Origin of the sequence: Gordonia sp. BP-119 (assembly GCF_016924115.1) — a bacterium.
Classification (GTDB): domain Bacteria; phylum Actinomycetota; class Actinomycetes; order Mycobacteriales; family Mycobacteriaceae; genus Gordonia; species Gordonia hongkongensis.
Map to the genome: position 1 here is coordinate 1 of NZ_JAFFZF010000063.1, position 17599 is coordinate 17599.

Below are 17599 nucleotides of genomic sequence, written 5' to 3' on the forward strand. Positions count from 1 at the left end.
ACCGTGGGTCTCCCCATCCCCCGCGCCCCCGACGCCCTCCCACCGGCGACGGTGGCCGCTCGCCCTCGCCGCGGTCGCCGTGGTCGCGGTGCTGGCCGTCGTCGTCGCGATCGGGGTCCTCACCCTCGGCGGCGGCGATGGCGGGGACGCGTCCGACGCCCCGTCGTCGCCGATCGCGGCGGCCGATGCCGGCGCCCAGCTCAGCGCCGGGCTCGGTGCCACGTGCTCGATCCGGGACGGAACCGCCTATTGCTGGGGCGACAACGCGGCCGGCCAACTCGGCGACGGCACGACCGACACCCGCCAGACTCCCACGCCGGTCGCCGATCTCAGCGGCGTCACCGCGATCAGCACCGGTGGACCCAACAGCTGTGCGATCGCCGAGGGACTCGCGTACTGCTGGGGGAACAACGACTACGGGCAGATCGGCGACGGCACGACCGACGCGCGGCTGACGCCGACCCGGGTCGCCGGTCTCGCCGATGTCACCGCCATCTCGACCGCCAACTGGGCCACGTGCGCGATCTCGGCGGGCTCGGCGTACTGCTGGGGCACCAACGACTTCGACCAGCTCGGCGACGGTTCGACCGCGAATCAGTACCGGCCGGTCCGGGTCGCCGGGCTCGACGACGTGACCGCCATCAGCGTCGGCGTGAACTTCACGTGTGCCGTCGCGACCGGTGACGCCTACTGCTGGGGGCTCAACGACAACGGACAGGTCGGCGACGGCACGACCACGAACCGCGCCCGCCCGACCCGGGTCGCCGACCTGGACGGCGCGACGTCGGTCTCGGCGGGCGCCGCGACCGCCTGCGCGATCGCCGGGGCGAGTGCATATTGCTGGGGCGACAACGCGTTCGGCCAACTCGGCGACGGCACCACCTACGGCCGACGCACGGCGACGCCGGTGTCCGGCCTGGACGGAGTCGAGGCCATCAGCACCGGCACGTCGAACACCACCTGCGCACTCGCGGCCGGGGTCGCGTACTGCTGGGGCGCCAATGCCTGGGGCTCGGTCGGCGACGGCACCCTGACCGACCGGCCGGCGCCCACCCGGGTGAACGGATTGTCCGATGTCGGCGCGGTGTCCACCGGCGAACGAACCACGTGCGCGCTCGCGTCGTCATACCTGTGGTGCTGGGGTTTCAACGCCACCGGACAGCTCGGCATCGGGGGCACCGACGACCGTCTGACCCCCACTCAGGTCACGTTCTAGCGTCGGCTCCGTCATCCGGTTGAAGGGTGCCCCGGACCTTTCCCGGTTCGGTATCGTCCCTGCATACGTCTGCGAGAGCAGCCATTTGGCAGCCGCTCTCCCGCCAAGCCAGAAAGAGGTGACGCCGTGCCGTTGAGTCCCGGCACCCACATCGCCGGTTATCGCGTGGTCTCCCAGCTCGGCGCGGGCGGTATGGGCGAGGTGTACCTCGTCGAGAACCTGCAACTCGAGCGGCGGGAGGCCCTGAAGGTCATCTCCACGGCGGTCAGTGCCCAGCCCGGGTTCAACCAGCGCTTCACCAACGAGGCCCGCACCACCGCGAAGCTCGACCATCGCAGCATCATCACCATCCACCAGTACGGCATCGAGGACGGCTCGCCCTGGTTCTCGATGAGTTACGTCGAGGGCAAGGACCTCACCGAGGAACGTCTGACGCCGGCGGAGGTGTCGACGGTCGTCGGACAGGTGGCCGACGCCCTCGACTACGCGCACCGCCACCACGTGGTGCACCGGGACATCAAGCCCGCCAACATCCTAGTCACGCGCGATCCGGCGACGAACGCCGTCGAACGCGCCCTCGTGCTCGACTTCGGCATCGCCAAGCTCGCCGGCTCGGCCAACCTGACCGGCACCCATTCGTTCATCGGGACGGTCGCCTTCTCGGCCCCGGAGACACTCGAGGGCGCCGACGCCACGGCCCGGTCGGACCAGTACTCGCTGGCCTGCACGGCCTACGCGATGCTCGCGGGGCAGCCGCCCTTCGTCGGACAGTCCGAACCGTCGGTGATGCTGGGCCACATCCAGCGCCCGGTTCCCCACATCGGCCAGCTGCGCGGCGACCTCGCGCACCTCGACCCGGTGTTCCAGCGCGCCCTGTCGAAGAATCCCGCATCCCGCTACCCCGACTGCCGCAGTTTCGCAGCCGCCTTGAAGTCGGCGCTCGAATCCCCTGCCGCACAGGGCAACACGATGATCGCGGGTTCGGTTCCGCCGCCCACCCTCGTCGGCGGTGGCACCGGCGGCCCGTTCACGGGTCACCCCTCGGGACCCCAGCAGCAGTTCGGCCCACCCCATGGCCAGTACACCCCGCCGCCGCAGCCGACCATGACCGGGCCGTCGGGCCCGCAGCCGCTGATGAACAAGCCGTCGGGACCCCAGCCGATGTACTCCTCGGCCCCTCACCTCTCGGGCCCGCACGCGCAGCCCGGGCATCCCCAGGTCGGCTACCCGGGTATGCCGCCGGTCCCGCCGAAAAAGAAGAAGCGGACCGGCCTCATCGTCGCCGGCGTACTCGGCGCCGTGCTGCTGCTGGTGGTCGCCGCCGTCGTGGGACTCGCCGTCCTGGGCAGCACCGTCGCCGACCCGGAGAAGGCGACCGTCGCGCAGCCGGTGGTGAGCACGAACTTCGGCAGCAGCTGCGCCGTGGTCAACGGCAGCGTGCACTGCTGGGGCGACAACGACTCCGGTCAGCTCGGCGACGGTTCCACGACGCCGCACACCCGACCGGTGGCGGTGACCGGGGTCGCCAACGCGACCGCGGTCACCACCGGCGGCTACCTCACCGGCGAGAACGCCTACGTCTCGACGGCCTGCGCCATCGCCGCCGGCGACGCATTCTGTTGGGGCAACAACCATTACGGCGAAGTCGGCAACGGTTCCAGCGGTTCGACGGTGGACTCCGCGACCAAGGTCGGCGCCATCTCCGACGTCAAGGCGATCTCCACCGGCTGGGGCACCACCTGCGCGGTCGCCGGCACCGACGCCTACTGCTGGGGCAACAACGAATACGGCCAGCTCGGCACCGGCGGCGGCACCGACCCGGTCTCGGCACCGACGAAGGTCCCCGGGCTCGGCGTCGTCACCGACATCACCACCGCCTACGGCACCACCTGCGCGGTGTCGGACGGCTCGGCGTTCTGCTGGGGCGCCAACGACAATGGGCAGATCGGTGACGGCAGCACGACGGCGCGCTCGGCGCCGGTGAAGGTCGGCGCGCTGACCGACGTCACCGACATCACCGTCGGCGGCTACCACGAGGCATCCGACGACGACGATCCGAACACGAACACCAGCACGTACTTCCAGACGACCTGTGCGGTCGCCGGTGGCGACGCGTGGTGCTGGGGTTCCAACGCCTACGGCCAGATCGGCGACGGCACCACCGAGACCCGCCAGGCCCCCGTTCAGGTCGGCAATCTGAGCGGCGTCTCGGCCATCTCCACCGACTGGGGCACCACCTGCGCGGTCTCCGACAACCGGGCCTTCTGCTGGGGAGACGACGACCGCAGCCAGCTCGGCTCGTCCGGCGGGTCGGTGAAGATCCCCCGCGAGGTCTCGACGCTGACCGACGTCACCTCGATCTCGACCGGCAACGGGACGTCGTGCGCGATGGCGGCCGCGTCGGTGTACTGCTGGGGATTCAACAACGACGGTCAGGTCGGCGATGGTTCCAGCGGCGACGGCGCCAACCGCACGACGCCCACGAAACTGACCATCTAGCCGCCCCGCCCCTAGGACTCGCGCGACCCGATCAGCGCCTCGGACACGGTCTCCGCGGCCGTGCGGAGCGCCCCGACCGCGCGGGCCCGGAGCCCGTCGTCGAATCGGGCGACCGGCCCGGAGATCCCGACCGCCATGGGCGTGGGCGCACCGGGGACGGCGACCGCCATCCCGCAGACGCCGACCTCGTGTTCCTGTTCGTCGGTGGCGACCCCGCTCGCCCGTACCTGCTCGACGGCCGCGAACACACCCGACAGCGACGTGACGCTCCATTGGGTGGCGGGGGTGAGCCCGGCCTGCGTGACGTGTTTGAGGATGCGCGCATCGTCGAGTTCGGCGAGCACGGCCTTGCCGACCGCGGTGTTGTGCATCGTGACCCGACGGCCGACCTCGTTGTTGGTGCGCATGCTGTGCGGGGACGGAACCTGCGCCACGTAGATGACCATGTCGCCGTCGAGGACGGCGAGACTTGCGGTCTCGCTGAGTTCGCCGACCAGGGAGGCGAGGACGGGTGCGGCGACCGCGCCGAGCTGCCGGTTGGCCACCTCGCCGAGTCGGATGAGCCGGGGGCCCAGGGCGTACGACCGGTTCGGGAGCTGCCGGACATACCCGATTCCCACGAGTGTTCGCAGCAGCCGGTGGATGGTCGGGGGCGGAAGCGGGGATTCCGCCGACAGATGGCTCAGTGAGCACTCGCCGCCGGCGCGCCCGATGAGCTCGAGCAGTTCGAATGCGCGCTCGACGGATTGCACACCGCCGGAGTTCCCCGCCATCGCCACCTCCACAGTCCGGCATCACGCTACGTTCCATGATGTGAAACCACAATCAGGGTCCGTCTGCGCACACGGGTGGTCGCATCCGACAGTTCTGGAGTAAACTCCGCTCTGCGGAATTTGATTTCCATTGATCCGACACGAAGGGGCGCCATGAGCGTGCAACCCGGTCGCCTCGGCGCGACCTTCCTCGCTGAGATCGAGGCCGCCCTCGCACCGTCGGACGCGGTGCTATCCGATCGGTATCCGGGCGACGACGGGAGCCGGCAGCCGGTCCACACGGTCTACGTTCCCGCCGACCGGTACACCGCCGAGCTCGCCCGGGAGTGGGGCCATTCCGCCCTGGAGGCAGCCGCCGACCACGGCGGCCTCGCCGCGATCGCCCGCTCGACCGTCGCCCGGACCGACTCGGCGGCCACCGCGCTCGCGGATCTCGTCGAGAACAAGCTGCGCACCGAGCCCATCGAGGATCTGCGCATCGACTTCGAGGACGGTTACGGTGTCCGCGCCGATGACGAGGAGGACGCGCACGTCAGCGCCGCCGTCGCCGCGATCCGGGCGGCCGGCGACGCCTCACCGCCGTTCCTCGGCATCCGCTTCAAGTGTTTCGAGGCCGACGTCCGCGCCCGCGGCCTGCGCACCCTCGATCTGTTCGTCGCCGGCCTGGCGGACACCGGGGACCTCCCGGCGGGTCTGACGCTCACGCTGCCCAAGGTCACCTCGACCGACCAGGTCGTCGCGATGGTCGCCGTCGCCCGCGAACTCGAGCGGGTTCACGGACTTCCGCAGGGTCGCATCGGTTTCGAGATCCAGGTGGAGACCCCGCAGTCGGTGATGAGCGCCGACGGCACCGCGGCCGTGGCGGCGATGATCCAGGCCGGCGAGGGCCGGGTGACCGCACTGCACTACGGAACCTACGACTATTCGGCATCCCTCGGCATCGCCGCGGCGTATCAGTCGATGGAACATCCCGTCGCCGACCACGCGAAGGCCGTGATGCAACTCGCCGCGGCCGGCACCGGTGTGCGGTTGTCGGACGGTTCGACGAACATCCTCCCCGTCGGAGACGCCGAGGCCGTCGAAGCCGGCTGGGCGTTGCACGCGCGACTGGTCCGGCGCCACCTCGAGCGCGGCTTCTATCAGGGGTGGGACCTCCACCCCGCGCAGCTCGTCACCCGCTTCCTGGCCACATACGCCTTCTACCGTGACGGATTCGATTCCGCCGCAGTGCGTCTGCGCAACTACGCGCACAAGCTCGAGTCGTCGGTGCTCGACGAACCGGCGACGGCCCGCGCACTCGCCGGCTTCATCCGACGCGGCGAGGTGTGCGGCGCGCTGACCGTCGACGAGGTCGAGACCGCGACCGATCTGCCCATCGAGAAGGTGCGCGACTTCGCACTCCCCCACTCACAGAGGACAACCCGATGAACGCGACGCCGTACTACACCCCCGCCGGTGGGCTCCCGCCGCAGACCGATCTCCTCAGCGACCGCGCGGTCGTCACCGAGGCGTACACGGTGATCCCGCGCGGCGTGCTGCGTGACATCGTGACCTCGGTGTTCCCGGAGTGGACCGACACCCGCGCCTGGGTGCTCAACCGCCCGGTGCCCGGTGGCGCGCAGACCTTCGCCCAGACCATCGTCGAGGTCGCCCCGGGCGGCGGATCGGCTGCGCCCGAACCGCAGTCGGAGGTCGAGGGTTTCGTCTTCGTCACCGCCGGATCGCTGACCGTGACCATCGCGGGCGAGGAACACGTCCTGACCGACGGCGGCTTCGGCTACCTGCCCGCGGGCACACCGTGGTCGGCACACAACCGCGGCGATGTCCCCGTCTCCTTCCACTGGATCCGTAAGCGCTACGAGCCCATCACGGGCCACGAGCCGGCCCCGAAGTTCGGCAACGAGCGCGACATCGAGCCCTCCCCGATGCCCGACACCGACGGCGCGTGGCGCACAACGAGAATGCTCGATCCCCAGGACCTCGCCTACGACATGCACGTCAACATCGTGACCTTCGAGCCCGGCGCATCGATCCCCTTCGCCGAGACCCACGTGATGGAGCACGGTCTGTACGTCCTGGAGGGCAAGGCCGTCTACCGCCTCAACGAGGACTGGGTGGAGGTCCAGGAGGGCGACTACATGTCCCTGCGCGCCTTCTGCCCGCAAGCCTGCTACGCCGGCGGACCGTCGAACTTCCGCTACCTCCTCTACAAGGACGTGAATCGGCAGATCGTGCTCTGAACTGAACGAGCAGGGACGGAATGGGCCGCAAACTGCCACGCCGCTCGTCCACCTGGTCACAACCGCTTGACTGGCGGGCCCGAGACAACTCGTCCTGCTGCGGTGACTCCCACCTCAACCTCGTCTCGTGACCGCATCCGGGCCGGTTCTAGTGATCCCTACGGGTCGCGCCACAACCTGACGTAGCCCGGACTTAGTATGTGCGCTATGGCCGGACGACAGTTGAAAGAGATCTTCCGCGCGTTCCGCACTCGGGATGAGCTGGCGTTTCGGCGAGCAGCGATGGAGATCATCGAGGAAGAGCAAGCCAAGCACCACAACGCCCTCGCGCGGGACCTGCAGAAGCTCCTCGCTGCTGGCGGCGGTCAGGTCGACGGTGGGTCCTCAATTGTTGTGCCGGCCCCGCCCAAAGATCGCGAGGGCGAGTGGGACCTCGGCGAGGTTCGCGAGCCTCAGCGTCTCTTAGAGGATCTGATCCTCCACAAATTGGTGCTCTCGAACTTGGAGAGCATCGTCGAGGAGGTTCGGAAGTGGCCCGTGTTGGATGCCGCAGGCTTGCCGCGGCGTCAACGGCTTCTGCTTCAGGGGCCACCGGGATGCGGGAAGACGACTGCTGCCGAGGCCTTGGCAGCCGAGCTGGGTCGCCCGCTATTGGTCGTTCGACTCGACGCGGTCGTGTCTTCCTACCTGGGAGAGACAGCGAGCAATCTTCGGCGGATACTCGAGTACGCCGATCAGGCGCCGTTTGTCGTTCTGTTCGACGAGTTCGACGCGTTGGGCCGGTCGCGCGACGACGGATCCGAGCACGGCGAGATGAAGCGCGTAGTGACTGCATTCCTCCAAATGACCGACCGCTATCGCGGACCTAGTCTGCTTCTCGCAGCCACTAATCACCCTTCCCTACTCGACGAGGCTTTATGGAGACGCTTCGACGAGGTACTCACGTTCGGTTTGCCCACAGTCCACCAGTTGCGTCAGGTCTTGCGACTTCGCCTCAAGGGCGTACCGCACAGAAACATCGAAATCGATTTGCACGCGAGCGCATTGAAAGGTCTGCCCCATGCCGCAGCCGAGAAGCTCATCATCGATGCCCGTCGCAACGCACTACTTCGAAACTCGCCCATAGTCGAGACGCAGGATGTGAAGAGGGCGCTAACCGGCGTTACGTCACGGCCGTGGTGACACCATGCCCGAACATTTACTTCTTCCAAACCCTAGGCAACTCCAGTCACGCCGCACCGGCGGCGCTGGGGGCGGCACACCTCAGCGTCAGCGTGGTGCCCACGGCACTCACCTGCGCCAGCAGTTGGCGACGGCTCGCAGGCCGGTTCAGCTGAACGCGGGAGTCGACCCAAACCTGGTGTTCAAAATCAAGGCTCAAGCACGGCCGGAAGACTCTTCGTTTGAAGGTCGCGGACTCCAAGTTCTCGGCGAGACTGTCGATTACACCTACTTCGTCCTCGCCGGCGACCAGGGCGCGGCGCTCGACGAAGCCCTTGAGTTGTATGTCCGGACCGGCAACTTTCGGTCCTTCTTCAACCAGGTAGACGATATCGAGCCGTACGGACCCGAAGACCGGACTGGACCGGGGGTTGATCCTCTCACATCGTCGACCACAGTCGTGGTGGTCGACGTGTCCGTCTGGGCATCCGGGAACTATCAGGAAGCCTCGCAGCGAGCGGGTCTCCTAGAGTCAATCGTCAACGGCAACAACGGGACCGTGCTGCTTCGCACAGTGTCAGCTCGACGAACCTACTTCCGTGTCCAGGTTGATGCGACGGGACTCTCCGACCTTCTGAATACGAGCGTCGTCGAGTTAGTCCGAACACCGCCCGTGCCATTCTTGGACTTCCGAGACTGGCGATCACTCAATGTGACGAACCTGACTCGCACTTTTGAGGATTCCGAGGTGGTGGGGGTCCTGGATGACTCACCCGAATCATCGCACCCCCTTCTGGACAGCCTGGTCTTATCAGATGAGTCTCTGGCCCCAAGCGGATACGTGTGGCAGCAGCGCGGAAGCCATGGCACCGAAGTGACCGGACGGGTGCTTCTACCTGCACTCCACGAGGAACTCCGCGACGCTGAGCCGATCACGGCTGTTGGAACAGTCCGATCTGTGCGGATCCTCGAACCAGACCCAGATCGCCCACAGCATCCCCCTAGATTTGCTACTTATGCACCACCGCACATCCTTGTTGAACAAGCTATCCGCCACCTGCACGAAAGCTACAACGTCCGCATTTTCAACATTTCGGTGGGATACGACGAACCGTTCAACGACCTTCATGTGGGGCCACTCACCGAAATTCTGGACGACCTGGTACGAGAACTCGGAATCGTCGTAGTGGTCCCGAGTGGCAACGCGCCAATCGATCTCAACGCACGCACCTTAAGCGGGCACCACATCATTGATGACAAGCCAGAATTCTTCTTTAGCCCCGAGCACAGGCTTGCAGAGCCCGCTCCTGCCGCGTTGGCCGTGACGGTCGGCAGCATCGCCCTCAGTGGGGCTCCCGCTGAGATCCCTAGTCATTTCGGCTGGCAAGCCGCTGCCTCCGAGAACGAAGCATCGCCGTTTAGTCGCAGCGGCCCTGGGCTAGGAACGAACAAGAAGCGCGCCAACAAGCCGGACTTGACGCACTACGGCGGAAACACCGTGGTGAACGACAGCGGAGGTGCGATCTTTAATGACCCTGGAGCCTCAATTGTCAGCATCTCGACGGGAGGGCCCGCCGGAAGTATCTTCGCCGCCGTAAACGGCACAAGCTTCGCAGCGCCAGCTGTTGCCCGCGTGGCAGCCGACATCGCGTATGCCTACCCAGATGCGAAAGCCAACCTCATCCGCGCTCTACTCGCTACTGGTTCGGCGCACAGTAGCCCCGCCGCAGTTCTGTCGGAACCACACAGCCGCAGTAGGGTTTACGGACATGGCCGCCCAACGACCCCGTCCGCAACTGCAAGCGACGCGAGCCGTGTCACTATGACGTTTGAAGGATCTTTGCCGGTCGACACGGTGCAGATTCATCCTGTACCAATACCTGACGAGTTCCGGTCAGGTAGCAAGCGCGACCGCTCAATTGCGGTTGCCCTCGCGTTCGACCCGCCCGTCCGGCGACAGCGCCGGGAGTACCTGGCTGGGTCGATGAAGTTCGAGGTCTACCGCGACATAGACCCCGATGAACTAGCCAGAATTCTCACCCGTCAGGACCCAGATGATCCATCAGAACCCATTGCAGATCGCCGAAGACTTAACTTCAAACCTGGGGTAAACACTTTTACTCACAGCACCCTTCAACTGCGCAGCTGGGTCGGCAAGCAGTCGTTCCCGAACGATGCAGACACTTTCTATGTCGCAGTCACTCACAAAGCGCAGACGTGGGCACGGGAAGATCCAGAGTATCAGCGGCAGGATTATGCGCTGGCAGTGACGCTCGAGGATCGAGACTTAGTCACGGCGAACCTGCACGAGATCCTCAAAGCGCGTCTCCGACTACCGACAAGAGTTCGCGTTCGCTCCTGAGGTGGCGCCGGCTTGAAACCCGGATTTACTACCGATCGAAGCATCTCCGACACTTGCCGCGTATGTCGACACCGGAGACGCTCCTGGTCCAAGAACGCTGACGCTCCACCACATAGGACGGCCAGCCCGCCCTCCTCGTCTCCCGCACAAGAGGATGACGCACCTCCGCATTCTAGAGGCTTGCAGCACAGCGCTTTCGGCGATTTTGACCAACCAATCGCGGCCGTCAACTATCCAAACCGCAGGCGCGGCGTAAACCTAGCGCGCAAGTTCGAGCAGCCTGGGACAGCTAATGCCGCCCAACTGGACGTACTCGTAGGACACCGCGCGGTCGACCAATCAACGATGGTTGGATTCTGTTCTCAGTTCGACTCGGTCTCCTACACAATGAGTCTCGACACCCGACCGACGACCAACGTCTGTCGGGATCGGGATCGGGATCGGGATCGGGAGGCTGAGCGATCCTCGTCAGTAGACATTCCGGTCCGGTGGCGCCATAACCAAGAACGGTCCGAGCGCTTCGTCGCGCCATCCCCAGTGGCGCCGTCGACCGAAAACCTAGAAGGAGACCATCGCGGCGGCGCGGTAGAAACCCCGAAGCCGTCCCCCTTTGACTCCACACCTCGCCTCATCTCGATAAATTGTCTGGTCTGGATCTGTGTGCACGTGGTGTGCGCGTCCACCGTCACGCTCCCGTTCCTGTCGTACCGTGGAAGCGATGCGTATCGCGGTGGTGGAAGACGACGACGGGGTCGGCGACGCGCTCGTGGACGCCCTGAACGAGGTCGGCCACGAGCCCCGTCGCATGCGTCGCGGCGCCGATCTCCTCCTCGGTCACCGGGAATTCGACCTCGCACTGCTGGACCTGGGATTGCCTGACGAGGACGGGCTGACCGTGCTGCGCCGATTGCGGGCGGTGAGTGAGATGCCGGTCGTGGTGCTCACCGCGCGGCAGGACGAGCGGTCGGTGGTGCGGGCGCTCCGCGGGGGCGCCGACGACTATGTGGTGAAACCGGCGCGCCTCGGCGAGCTGATGGCGCGCCTGGAAGTGGCCGCCCGTCGGCGTACCGTCGACGCACCGGCCCCCGCGGCGCGACAGATCGCCACCGGCGACATCGTCGTCGATCTCGACGCGCGACTGGTGACCGTGGCGGGTAGCGGCGTCGCCCTCACTCCCAAGGAGTTCGAACTCCTCGCGCACCTCGTCACCCGCCGGGGTGAGGCGGTGAGCCGCGAACAGTTGATGGACGCGATCTGGGGCGACGCCTATGTCGCCATCTCGCGCAGCCTCGACGTCCACATGACCGCGCTCCGGGCGAAGCTCGGCAGGCCCGGCGTGATCGAGACGATCCGCGGGTACGGCTACCGCTGGGGTTCCTGAACGATGTGGCGCCGCGTGCTGCTCGTGCTCGTCGTCTATTCGGCGATCGTGGTCCTGGGCCTGGCGGTGCCCCTCGCGACGACGGCGAGTCGTGAACGGCTGCAACGGTTCACCGAGAGCCGGACCGCATCGGCGGTCTATTTCGCCGACCTCGCGGATCGGGACCCGGAGATGCGGGGTACGGAACTCCAGCAGGCCGCCGAGCGCTACCGAGACCTCTACGACGAAGGTGTCGTGGTGGTCGATCGAGCCGGCACGACGCGCGCCTCGGCCGGCCTCGCAGCCCGGTCACCGGAGGTCGCCGAGGCCGTCTCCGAGGCATTGCGCAATCAGCGCACGCGGATCGCGTCGGGGCTGACGCCCTGGTCGCCCGACTCGGTACTCGTGGCCATGCCGATCGGCACGGGCACCCAGGTCGACGGCGCGGTCGTCATCGAGGCGTCGACGACGGCGGCGAAACGCGATGTCGTCAGAACGTGGGCCGTGATCGCCGCCGGGGCCCTCGCGATGCTCGTGATCGGGTCGATGATCGCGGTTGCGTTGTCGCGGTGGACGGTTCGCCCACTCACGGCGTTGTCGGCACGGGTGCGCTCGCTGCGCGCCTCGATCATCGACAGCGGCCCGTCGGCGAACGACACGACCCCGGGCGGACCGCCCGGTCAACGCCACACCGGCCCACCGGAGGTCCGCGAGCTGGCCCGGATCTTCGACGCGATGGCGGACGACGTCGAGAACGCCACCGCCGCCCAGCGCCGCCTGGTCGCCGACACGGCGCACGCACTTCGTAATCCGTTGGCGGCGGTCCGCTTTCGCCTCGACACCCTCGGCCTCGGATTGACCGGCCGCTCGCTGGAATCGCATCGGAAGACCATCGTGGAGATCGACCGGCTCGACCGCATCGTCGACGACCTACTCGTCCTCGCCACCGCCGAGTCGCGGCCCGCCGGTTCCACCACAGGGGTCTGCGACGTCGCCGCCGTGCTGGTCGAGCGCCACGATTTCTGGGCGGACGCGCTCGCCGACGCGGGGATGTCGGCGTCGATCGCTTCGCAGCCCCGGCCGATGATCGCCGCGCTCGACGAGGACGACCTCATCCGGGCGATGGACGTCCTGATGAGCAACGCGGTCAACCACGCCGGGGAAGGTGCCCACGTAGAGCTGGGCTGCCGGTCCGAGGGAGCGCGTATCCGGGTCTGGGTCGCCGACACCGGACAGGGCGTGACGGCCGACGACTTGCCACGCATCACGGAGCGGTTCTTCCGCGCGTCGGCCGGCAGCGGGCCCGGCTCCGGACTCGGATTGGCCATCGCGGCGGCCCTTGTCGAAGGAGCCGGCGGCGAACTGGAGGTGACCTCGGGACGCCCCGCAGGACTGCGGGTGGACCTCTGGATCCCGGCCTCCGACGTCCCGTTCCACGAGGCCGTGGAAGACCTGTCCTAAGGGAGTGTTAGGAAACCGCGATCGGCTTCCGTTCCGCCTGTGACTGCGTTCACAGTGTTAGGGGCACCGACGCCGGACCGGGTCGGGTGCACGTTCGACGACCTGGAGGACCCTGATGACCGACTCGCCCACCCGGCAACCCGCGAACGCCCGGAGCGCACCGCCGACGTCGTCGGCCGCGGCGACGCGTCGTGCCGTGCTCAACACCCTGCGCGGGTCGTCCGGCAACCTCGTCGAGTGGTACGACGTCTACGTCTACACCGTCTTCGCGACCTACTTCGAGAGCCAGTTCTTCGACTCGGCCGACAAGAACTCGACCGTCTACGTGTATGCCATCTTCGCCGTCACCTTCCTGATGCGGCCGGTCGGCTCCTGGTTCTTCGGTCGGTACGCGGACCGTCGGGGCCGCCGGGCCGCGTTGACCTTCAGCGTGTCGCTGATGGCGGCGTGCTCATTGGTCATCGCGTTGACACCGGGTCGCGAGTCGATCGGCGTATGGGCGGCGGTCGTCCTGGTGCTCTGTCGACTGGTACAGGGATTCGCGACCGGTGGCGAGTACGGCGCGTCGGCCACCTACATGTCCGAGGCGGCCACCCGGGAGCGTCGCGGCTTCTTCTCGTCGTTCCAGTACGTCACGCTCATCGGCGGACACGTACTGGCGCAGCTCACCCTGCTGGTGATGCAGGGCTTCCTCGACAAGGACCAGATCTCCGACTTCGGTTGGCGTATCGCGTTTCTCATCGGCGGCGTGGCCGCGGTGGTCGTCTTCTGGCTGCGCCGCAGCATGGACGAGTCGCTCACCCCGGAGCAGTTGGAGGCCGTCCGCAGCGGGGCCGACTCCGAGTCCGGCTCGATTCGCGAACTCGTTCTGAACTACTGGCGCCCTCTGCTGGTCTGCTTCCTGGTCACCATCGGCGGCACCATCGCCTTCTACACCTACAGCGTCAACGCACCGGCCATCGTCAAGACCGCCTACGAAGACCACGGTCGCACCGGGACCTGGATCAACCTCATCGGTTTGATCTTCCTGATGGTGTTGCAGCCGATCGGCGGGATGATCAGCGACAAGGTCGGACGCAAACCCGTCCTCATCTTCTTCGGCGTCGGCGGTGTCCTGTACACCTACGTCCTGATCACCTACCTGCCCCAGACCACCTCGGTGGCAACGTCGTTGACCCTGCTCGCAGTCGGCTACATCATCCTCACCGGCTACACCTCCATCAACGCGATCGTGAAGGCGGAGCTCTTCCCCTCTCACGTTCGCGCGCTGGGAGTGGGTCTGGGCTACGCGCTCGCGAACTCGGCTTTCGGCGGCACCGCGCCGCTGATCTACCAGGCCGCGAAGAACGGCGGTCATGTCCCGTGGTTCATCGCCTACGTCACCGTCGTGATCGCGGTGTCGCTGATGGTCTACATTTTCGTCTTGCGCAACAAGGCGGAGACCCCACTCGATCGCGAGCAGGGGCGGGCCTTCCTCGACGCAGAGGCCGTTGCCCGGCGGGCCTAAGGTGTCATCATGTCGTTCGCGCGCGGGCCGGTGGACCGGCGGACTATGCTCCGCGGGGCCACCGGCCTGGGCGCGCTGCTTCTCCTGACCGCGTGCGAAACCGAACGCGGCGCACCGGTCCGCCTCGCGGCGGGCGAGCCCGGTGGCTTCTTCTGGGAGTTCGCCGGTCTCCTCGCCGCGGCGGCCGACCGGTCCGGCGCGCTGGAGATCCGCCCGCGGCAGTCCGGCGGCTCGGCCGAGAACCTCGACGCCCTGGCGAACGGTTCCGCGGAACTCGCCATCAGTCTCAGCGACACGGCCATCGAGCGCGCGGGCCCACAGCTGACGGCGCTCGGATGCGTGTACGAGAACTACTTTCAGGTGGCGGTCCGCACAGGGTCCGGGATCGCGACGGTCGCCGACCTGCGCGGGCGGTCGGTGAGTGTCGGAGCACCGGGGTCCGGCGCCGCCGGACTCTCCGAGCGGGTACTCGCCGCAGCCGGCCTCGATGCCGGCCGCGACATCCGCCCGGTCCAGCAGACGATGGCCGACGCTGGCGCCGCCCTTGCCGCGGGAGAGGTCGACGCCGTCATGTGGGCGGGCGGTCTGCCGACCCCGGCGTTCACCGACTTGCGCGTGCCGATCGTCCTGCTCGACCTCGGTGGCGTAGTCGCGGGCCTACGACAGCGGTTCGGACCCGCATACGAGCCCGTACGCATCCCGGCCGACATCTACGGCCGGCACCCCGCGGTCACCACCGTCGGGATCGCGAATCTCCTGCTCGCCCGTCGGGATGTACCGGATGCGACCGCCGCGGCCATCGCCGACGTCCTGCTCGACCAGGCTGCTCACCTCGTGCCCGCCCAGGCGATCGGCAGCCAGTTCCTCGACGCGCAGTCGTTGATCCTCACCGGACCCATCCCCCTGCATCCGGGTGCCGCGGGCGAGTACCGCCGTCGGCACGGGTGAACCGCAGCCGCTCGGCGACGGGTCGCGGTCCGTGATACACCTAGGCCGACGAGTCGAGGGTCGAGAGGATCACATGAAACTGGTGGCATCCCGCCGCTCCGAGTTGGTCGCCGGATTGTTCGCGATCACACTGATCGCCGCCGGTTGCGGCACGTCAGACGCCGACGAGTCACCCTCCGGAGCCTCGACGACCGGGGGTTCGACGACGACCTCAGCGGCCGGCGACACGACGGGCCCCGTTCCTGTCGTAGAAAACGCGAAGCCCACCGAGACGACGGTCATGGGCGAGGACGATGTCGAGGTGACCCTCACCGGTCCGATCGCAACGAAGTACGCGTCGGCGACCGAGGCACAGCGGGCCGCCCTGGGCAAGCCGTTGACCGGGGATCACAACGCGGGGACACGAGAGAGTGGCGTTGTCTACCAACAGTTCCGCGGTGGCGTGATCATCGCGAGGGACAGCGACCCCGCAACGCCCGGGTACATCGTCACCTCCGGCAAGATCCGGGACGCCTGGAACACCGAGCGCGCTCCGGACGGCACCCCGTTGCTCCTCGGCACCAACGGCTCGGCCGGGCCGCTCGGTGTGCCCACGAGCGACGTGACGGTCGACGGTGACCTCGAGGTGGTCACCTTCGAGCACGGCGAGATCTCCGAGAACACCGAGACCGGCGAGGTGACCGTCACGGTCAACGGCAAGATCGTGCCCTCCGGTTTGCGGTGAGGCGATGAGACGTCGGATTGTCGCGGTGGCTGTCAGCGTGATCGCGCTCGTGGCCGGTGGTTGCTCGACTCCGCCGGACCAGCAGTCGTCAACGCCATCACCGTCTTTCGGTACGCCATCGGCTGCGCACGGACCCGCGACGGCTCCCCCGGTCCCCGCGGGGACCGAATCCTTCGACGTCGTCCGCGTCGAGTATCTCAATTCCGACGATGCCGACCCCGCCGAGAACTGGGCCGATCTGTACCTGCCTGCGGGCGCCCGCGACGACGACTCGCTGCCGCTGGTGACGATCATCCACGGTGGCGGTTGGGAAAGCCGGGCCGGTGCAGAGCAATTCGACGAGATGGCCAGAGACCTCGCCGACCGGGGGTTGGCCGTCTACAACGTGGAGTACCGACGTCTGGGCACCGGCGGAGGGTGGCCCACGACCTTCCACGACGTGGCCCGAGCACTCGACCATGTGCCCGCGATGGCCGAGACCTACCCGCAGTTGCGAATCGACGACGAGCTGGTGGTCGGTCACAGCGCCGGTGCGCAATTGGCCGTGTGGGGCGGCACGCGCCATCGCCTCACCGATGACGAAGTGGGTTCGCGTCCGGCCTTCGTTCCATCCGGGCGGTGTCCATCTCCGGCCCGCTGGACATGCGCCACGCCGTCGACCACGGCAACAACCGGGTGATCACCCATGTCCTGGGTGGCACACCACGACAGGTCCCCGCGCGCTATGACTCGGTCGACCCCATCCGCAATCTCGATCCGGCGCTACCGGTCACCTTGTTCCACGGACTGGCCGACGACGATGTCGACCCGACCAACTCCCGCCGCTACGCGACCGCCCTTGACGCCGCCGGCGGCTCGGCCGAGCTGCACATGTTCGACGGCGAGACCCACACCTCCCTCGTCCACCGCCAGTCCCCGTCCTACACCCGAATCCTCGACCGGCTCACCGAGATCACGCGGACCGACATCGATGAGCTGCGCGACGAATAGCTACGCCGCCTCTCGGACGACTGGTGCTGAGCGAGTCTCGTTGCGCTGCTTCCATTCCCACACCGCGTAGAGCACCTCGGTGGTGTAACCCAAATCCATCCGACCCCCACCGATCGGCACCGTCGCATCTACCCCGATCCGTTGATCGGGTCGCCACCCGCCCGGCCTCGAAGTCGGTGGCGCCACCTCGATCTCAGTGCCGTCCGGGCGATGAAACGTGAACCGCTGCAACCCATGCGCGGTGATCGCAAACTCGCCCCGATGCAACGACCGATGACACGACCCACACAACAAGATCAGATTGTCCGGATCCGTCCCCCCACCCGCCGACCAGAACACCACATGATGGGCATGCAGA

15 protein-coding genes are annotated in these 17599 nt (G+C 67.3%); 13 read left to right on the top strand and 2 right to left on the bottom strand.

The features are described 5' to 3' along the window. Both JW364_RS22685 and JW364_RS22690 read left to right on the top strand, forming a co-directional pair. Positions 1 to 1216, top strand: a 1216-nt coding sequence (locus tag JW364_RS22685) for an RCC1 domain-containing protein (protein WP_374100868.1), incomplete at its 5' end; no start/stop codon positions are given. Between the two features lie 126 nt (positions 1217 to 1342). Continuing rightward, complete coding sequence (locus tag JW364_RS22690) at positions 1343 to 3715, top strand: protein kinase (RefSeq protein ID WP_165630421.1); 2373 nt, start codon at positions 1343 to 1345, stop codon at positions 3713 to 3715. Between the two features lie 11 nt (positions 3716 to 3726). On the opposite strand, the gene JW364_RS22695 is transcribed toward JW364_RS22690, so the two are convergent. After that, entirely contained in the window at positions 3727 to 4488 is a 762-nt protein-coding gene (locus JW364_RS22695) for an IclR family transcriptional regulator (protein ID WP_058251688.1), read from the bottom strand. Between the two features lie 153 nt (positions 4489 to 4641). Between JW364_RS22695 and JW364_RS22700 the strand changes: the two genes are divergently transcribed. From JW364_RS22700 to JW364_RS24580, 11 genes are all read left to right on the top strand, one after another. After that, a complete protein-coding gene (locus tag JW364_RS22700) occupies positions 4642 to 5916 on the top strand; it encodes an aldolase/citrate lyase family protein (RefSeq protein WP_137810525.1) in 1275 nt (424 codons plus the stop codon). Further along, complete coding sequence (locus JW364_RS22705; protein WP_137810526.1) at positions 5913 to 6728, top strand: bifunctional allantoicase/(S)-ureidoglycine aminohydrolase; 816 nt, start codon at positions 5913 to 5915, stop codon at positions 6726 to 6728. The genes JW364_RS22700 and JW364_RS22705 overlap by 4 nt, the downstream gene beginning before the upstream one ends. A gap of 207 nt (positions 6729 to 6935) precedes the next feature. After that, positions 6936 to 7910, top strand: a complete 975-nt coding sequence (locus tag JW364_RS22710; RefSeq protein ID WP_205334243.1) for an AAA family ATPase — start codon at positions 6936 to 6938, stop codon at positions 7908 to 7910. A 4-nt stretch (positions 7911 to 7914) separates the two neighbouring features. Beyond that, positions 7915 to 10251 carry a S8 family serine peptidase gene (locus JW364_RS22715; protein WP_205334242.1) on the top strand — a complete coding sequence of 779 codons (2337 nt, stop codon included), beginning with the start codon at positions 7915 to 7917 and terminating at the stop codon, positions 10249 to 10251. A 718-nt stretch (positions 10252 to 10969) separates the two neighbouring features. Further along, the gene (locus JW364_RS22720; RefSeq protein ID WP_205334241.1) at positions 10970 to 11632 is read left to right on the top strand and encodes a response regulator transcription factor; all 663 of its coding nucleotides are present in this window, start codon (positions 10970 to 10972) and stop codon (positions 11630 to 11632) included. 3 nt (positions 11633 to 11635) lie between these two features. Next, on the top strand, positions 11636 to 13072 hold the full coding sequence (locus JW364_RS22725) for a HAMP domain-containing sensor histidine kinase (RefSeq protein WP_205334240.1): 1437 nt from the start codon (positions 11636 to 11638) through the stop codon (positions 13070 to 13072). A 115-nt stretch (positions 13073 to 13187) separates the two neighbouring features. Further along, positions 13188 to 14579 (top strand): MFS transporter, encoded by a 1392-nt coding sequence (locus tag JW364_RS22730; protein WP_137810527.1) that lies wholly within the window; start codon positions 13188 to 13190, stop codon positions 14577 to 14579. A 9-nt stretch (positions 14580 to 14588) separates the two neighbouring features. After that, entirely contained in the window at positions 14589 to 15527 is a 939-nt protein-coding gene (locus JW364_RS22735) for a TAXI family TRAP transporter solute-binding subunit (protein WP_137810528.1), read from the top strand. A 73-nt stretch (positions 15528 to 15600) separates the two neighbouring features. Beyond that, positions 15601 to 16251: an LGFP repeat-containing protein gene (locus tag JW364_RS22740; RefSeq protein ID WP_068972653.1), complete on the top strand. Its 651-nt coding sequence runs from the start codon at positions 15601 to 15603 to the stop codon at positions 16249 to 16251. Positions 16252 to 16255: 4 nt separating this feature from the next. Beyond that, on the top strand, positions 16256 to 16930 hold the full coding sequence (locus JW364_RS22745) for an alpha/beta hydrolase (RefSeq protein ID WP_307814824.1): 675 nt from the start codon (positions 16256 to 16258) through the stop codon (positions 16928 to 16930). Further along, on the top strand, positions 16870 to 17241 hold the full coding sequence (locus JW364_RS24580; RefSeq protein ID WP_307814825.1) for a prolyl oligopeptidase family serine peptidase: 372 nt from the start codon (positions 16870 to 16872) through the stop codon (positions 17239 to 17241). The genes JW364_RS22745 and JW364_RS24580 overlap by 61 nt, the downstream gene beginning before the upstream one ends. On the opposite strand, the gene JW364_RS22750 is transcribed toward JW364_RS24580, so the two are convergent. Then, positions 17242 to 17599: HNH endonuclease signature motif containing protein (locus JW364_RS22750; RefSeq protein ID WP_205334239.1), on the bottom strand; the 358-nt coding region annotated here is incomplete at its 5' end.

Bases quoted from the DNA above. Each gene is read 5' to 3' on its own strand.
- JW364_RS22695 (WP_058251688.1), bottom strand. From the start codon at position 4,488: ATGGCGGGGAACTCCGGCGGTGTGCAATCCGTCGAGCGCGCATTCGAA.
- JW364_RS22700 (WP_137810525.1), top strand. From the start codon at position 4,642: ATGAGCGTGCAACCCGGTCGCCTCGGCGCGACCTTCCTCGCTGAGATC.
- JW364_RS22705 (WP_137810526.1), top strand. From the start codon at position 5,913: ATGAACGCGACGCCGTACTACACCCCCGCCGGTGGGCTCCCGCCGCAG.
- JW364_RS22710 (WP_205334243.1), top strand. From the start codon at position 6,936: ATGGCCGGACGACAGTTGAAAGAGATCTTCCGCGCGTTCCGCACTCGG.
- JW364_RS22715 (WP_205334242.1), top strand. From the start codon at position 7,915: ATGCCCGAACATTTACTTCTTCCAAACCCTAGGCAACTCCAGTCACGC.
- JW364_RS22720 (WP_205334241.1), top strand. From the start codon at position 10,970: ATGCGTATCGCGGTGGTGGAAGACGACGACGGGGTCGGCGACGCGCTC.
- JW364_RS22725 (WP_205334240.1), top strand. From the start codon at position 11,636: ATGTGGCGCCGCGTGCTGCTCGTGCTCGTCGTCTATTCGGCGATCGTG.
- JW364_RS22730 (WP_137810527.1), top strand. From the start codon at position 13,188: ATGACCGACTCGCCCACCCGGCAACCCGCGAACGCCCGGAGCGCACCG.
- JW364_RS22735 (WP_137810528.1), top strand. From the start codon at position 14,589: ATGTCGTTCGCGCGCGGGCCGGTGGACCGGCGGACTATGCTCCGCGGG.
- JW364_RS22740 (WP_068972653.1), top strand. From the start codon at position 15,601: ATGAAACTGGTGGCATCCCGCCGCTCCGAGTTGGTCGCCGGATTGTTC.
- JW364_RS22745 (WP_307814824.1), top strand. From the start codon at position 16,256: ATGAGACGTCGGATTGTCGCGGTGGCTGTCAGCGTGATCGCGCTCGTG.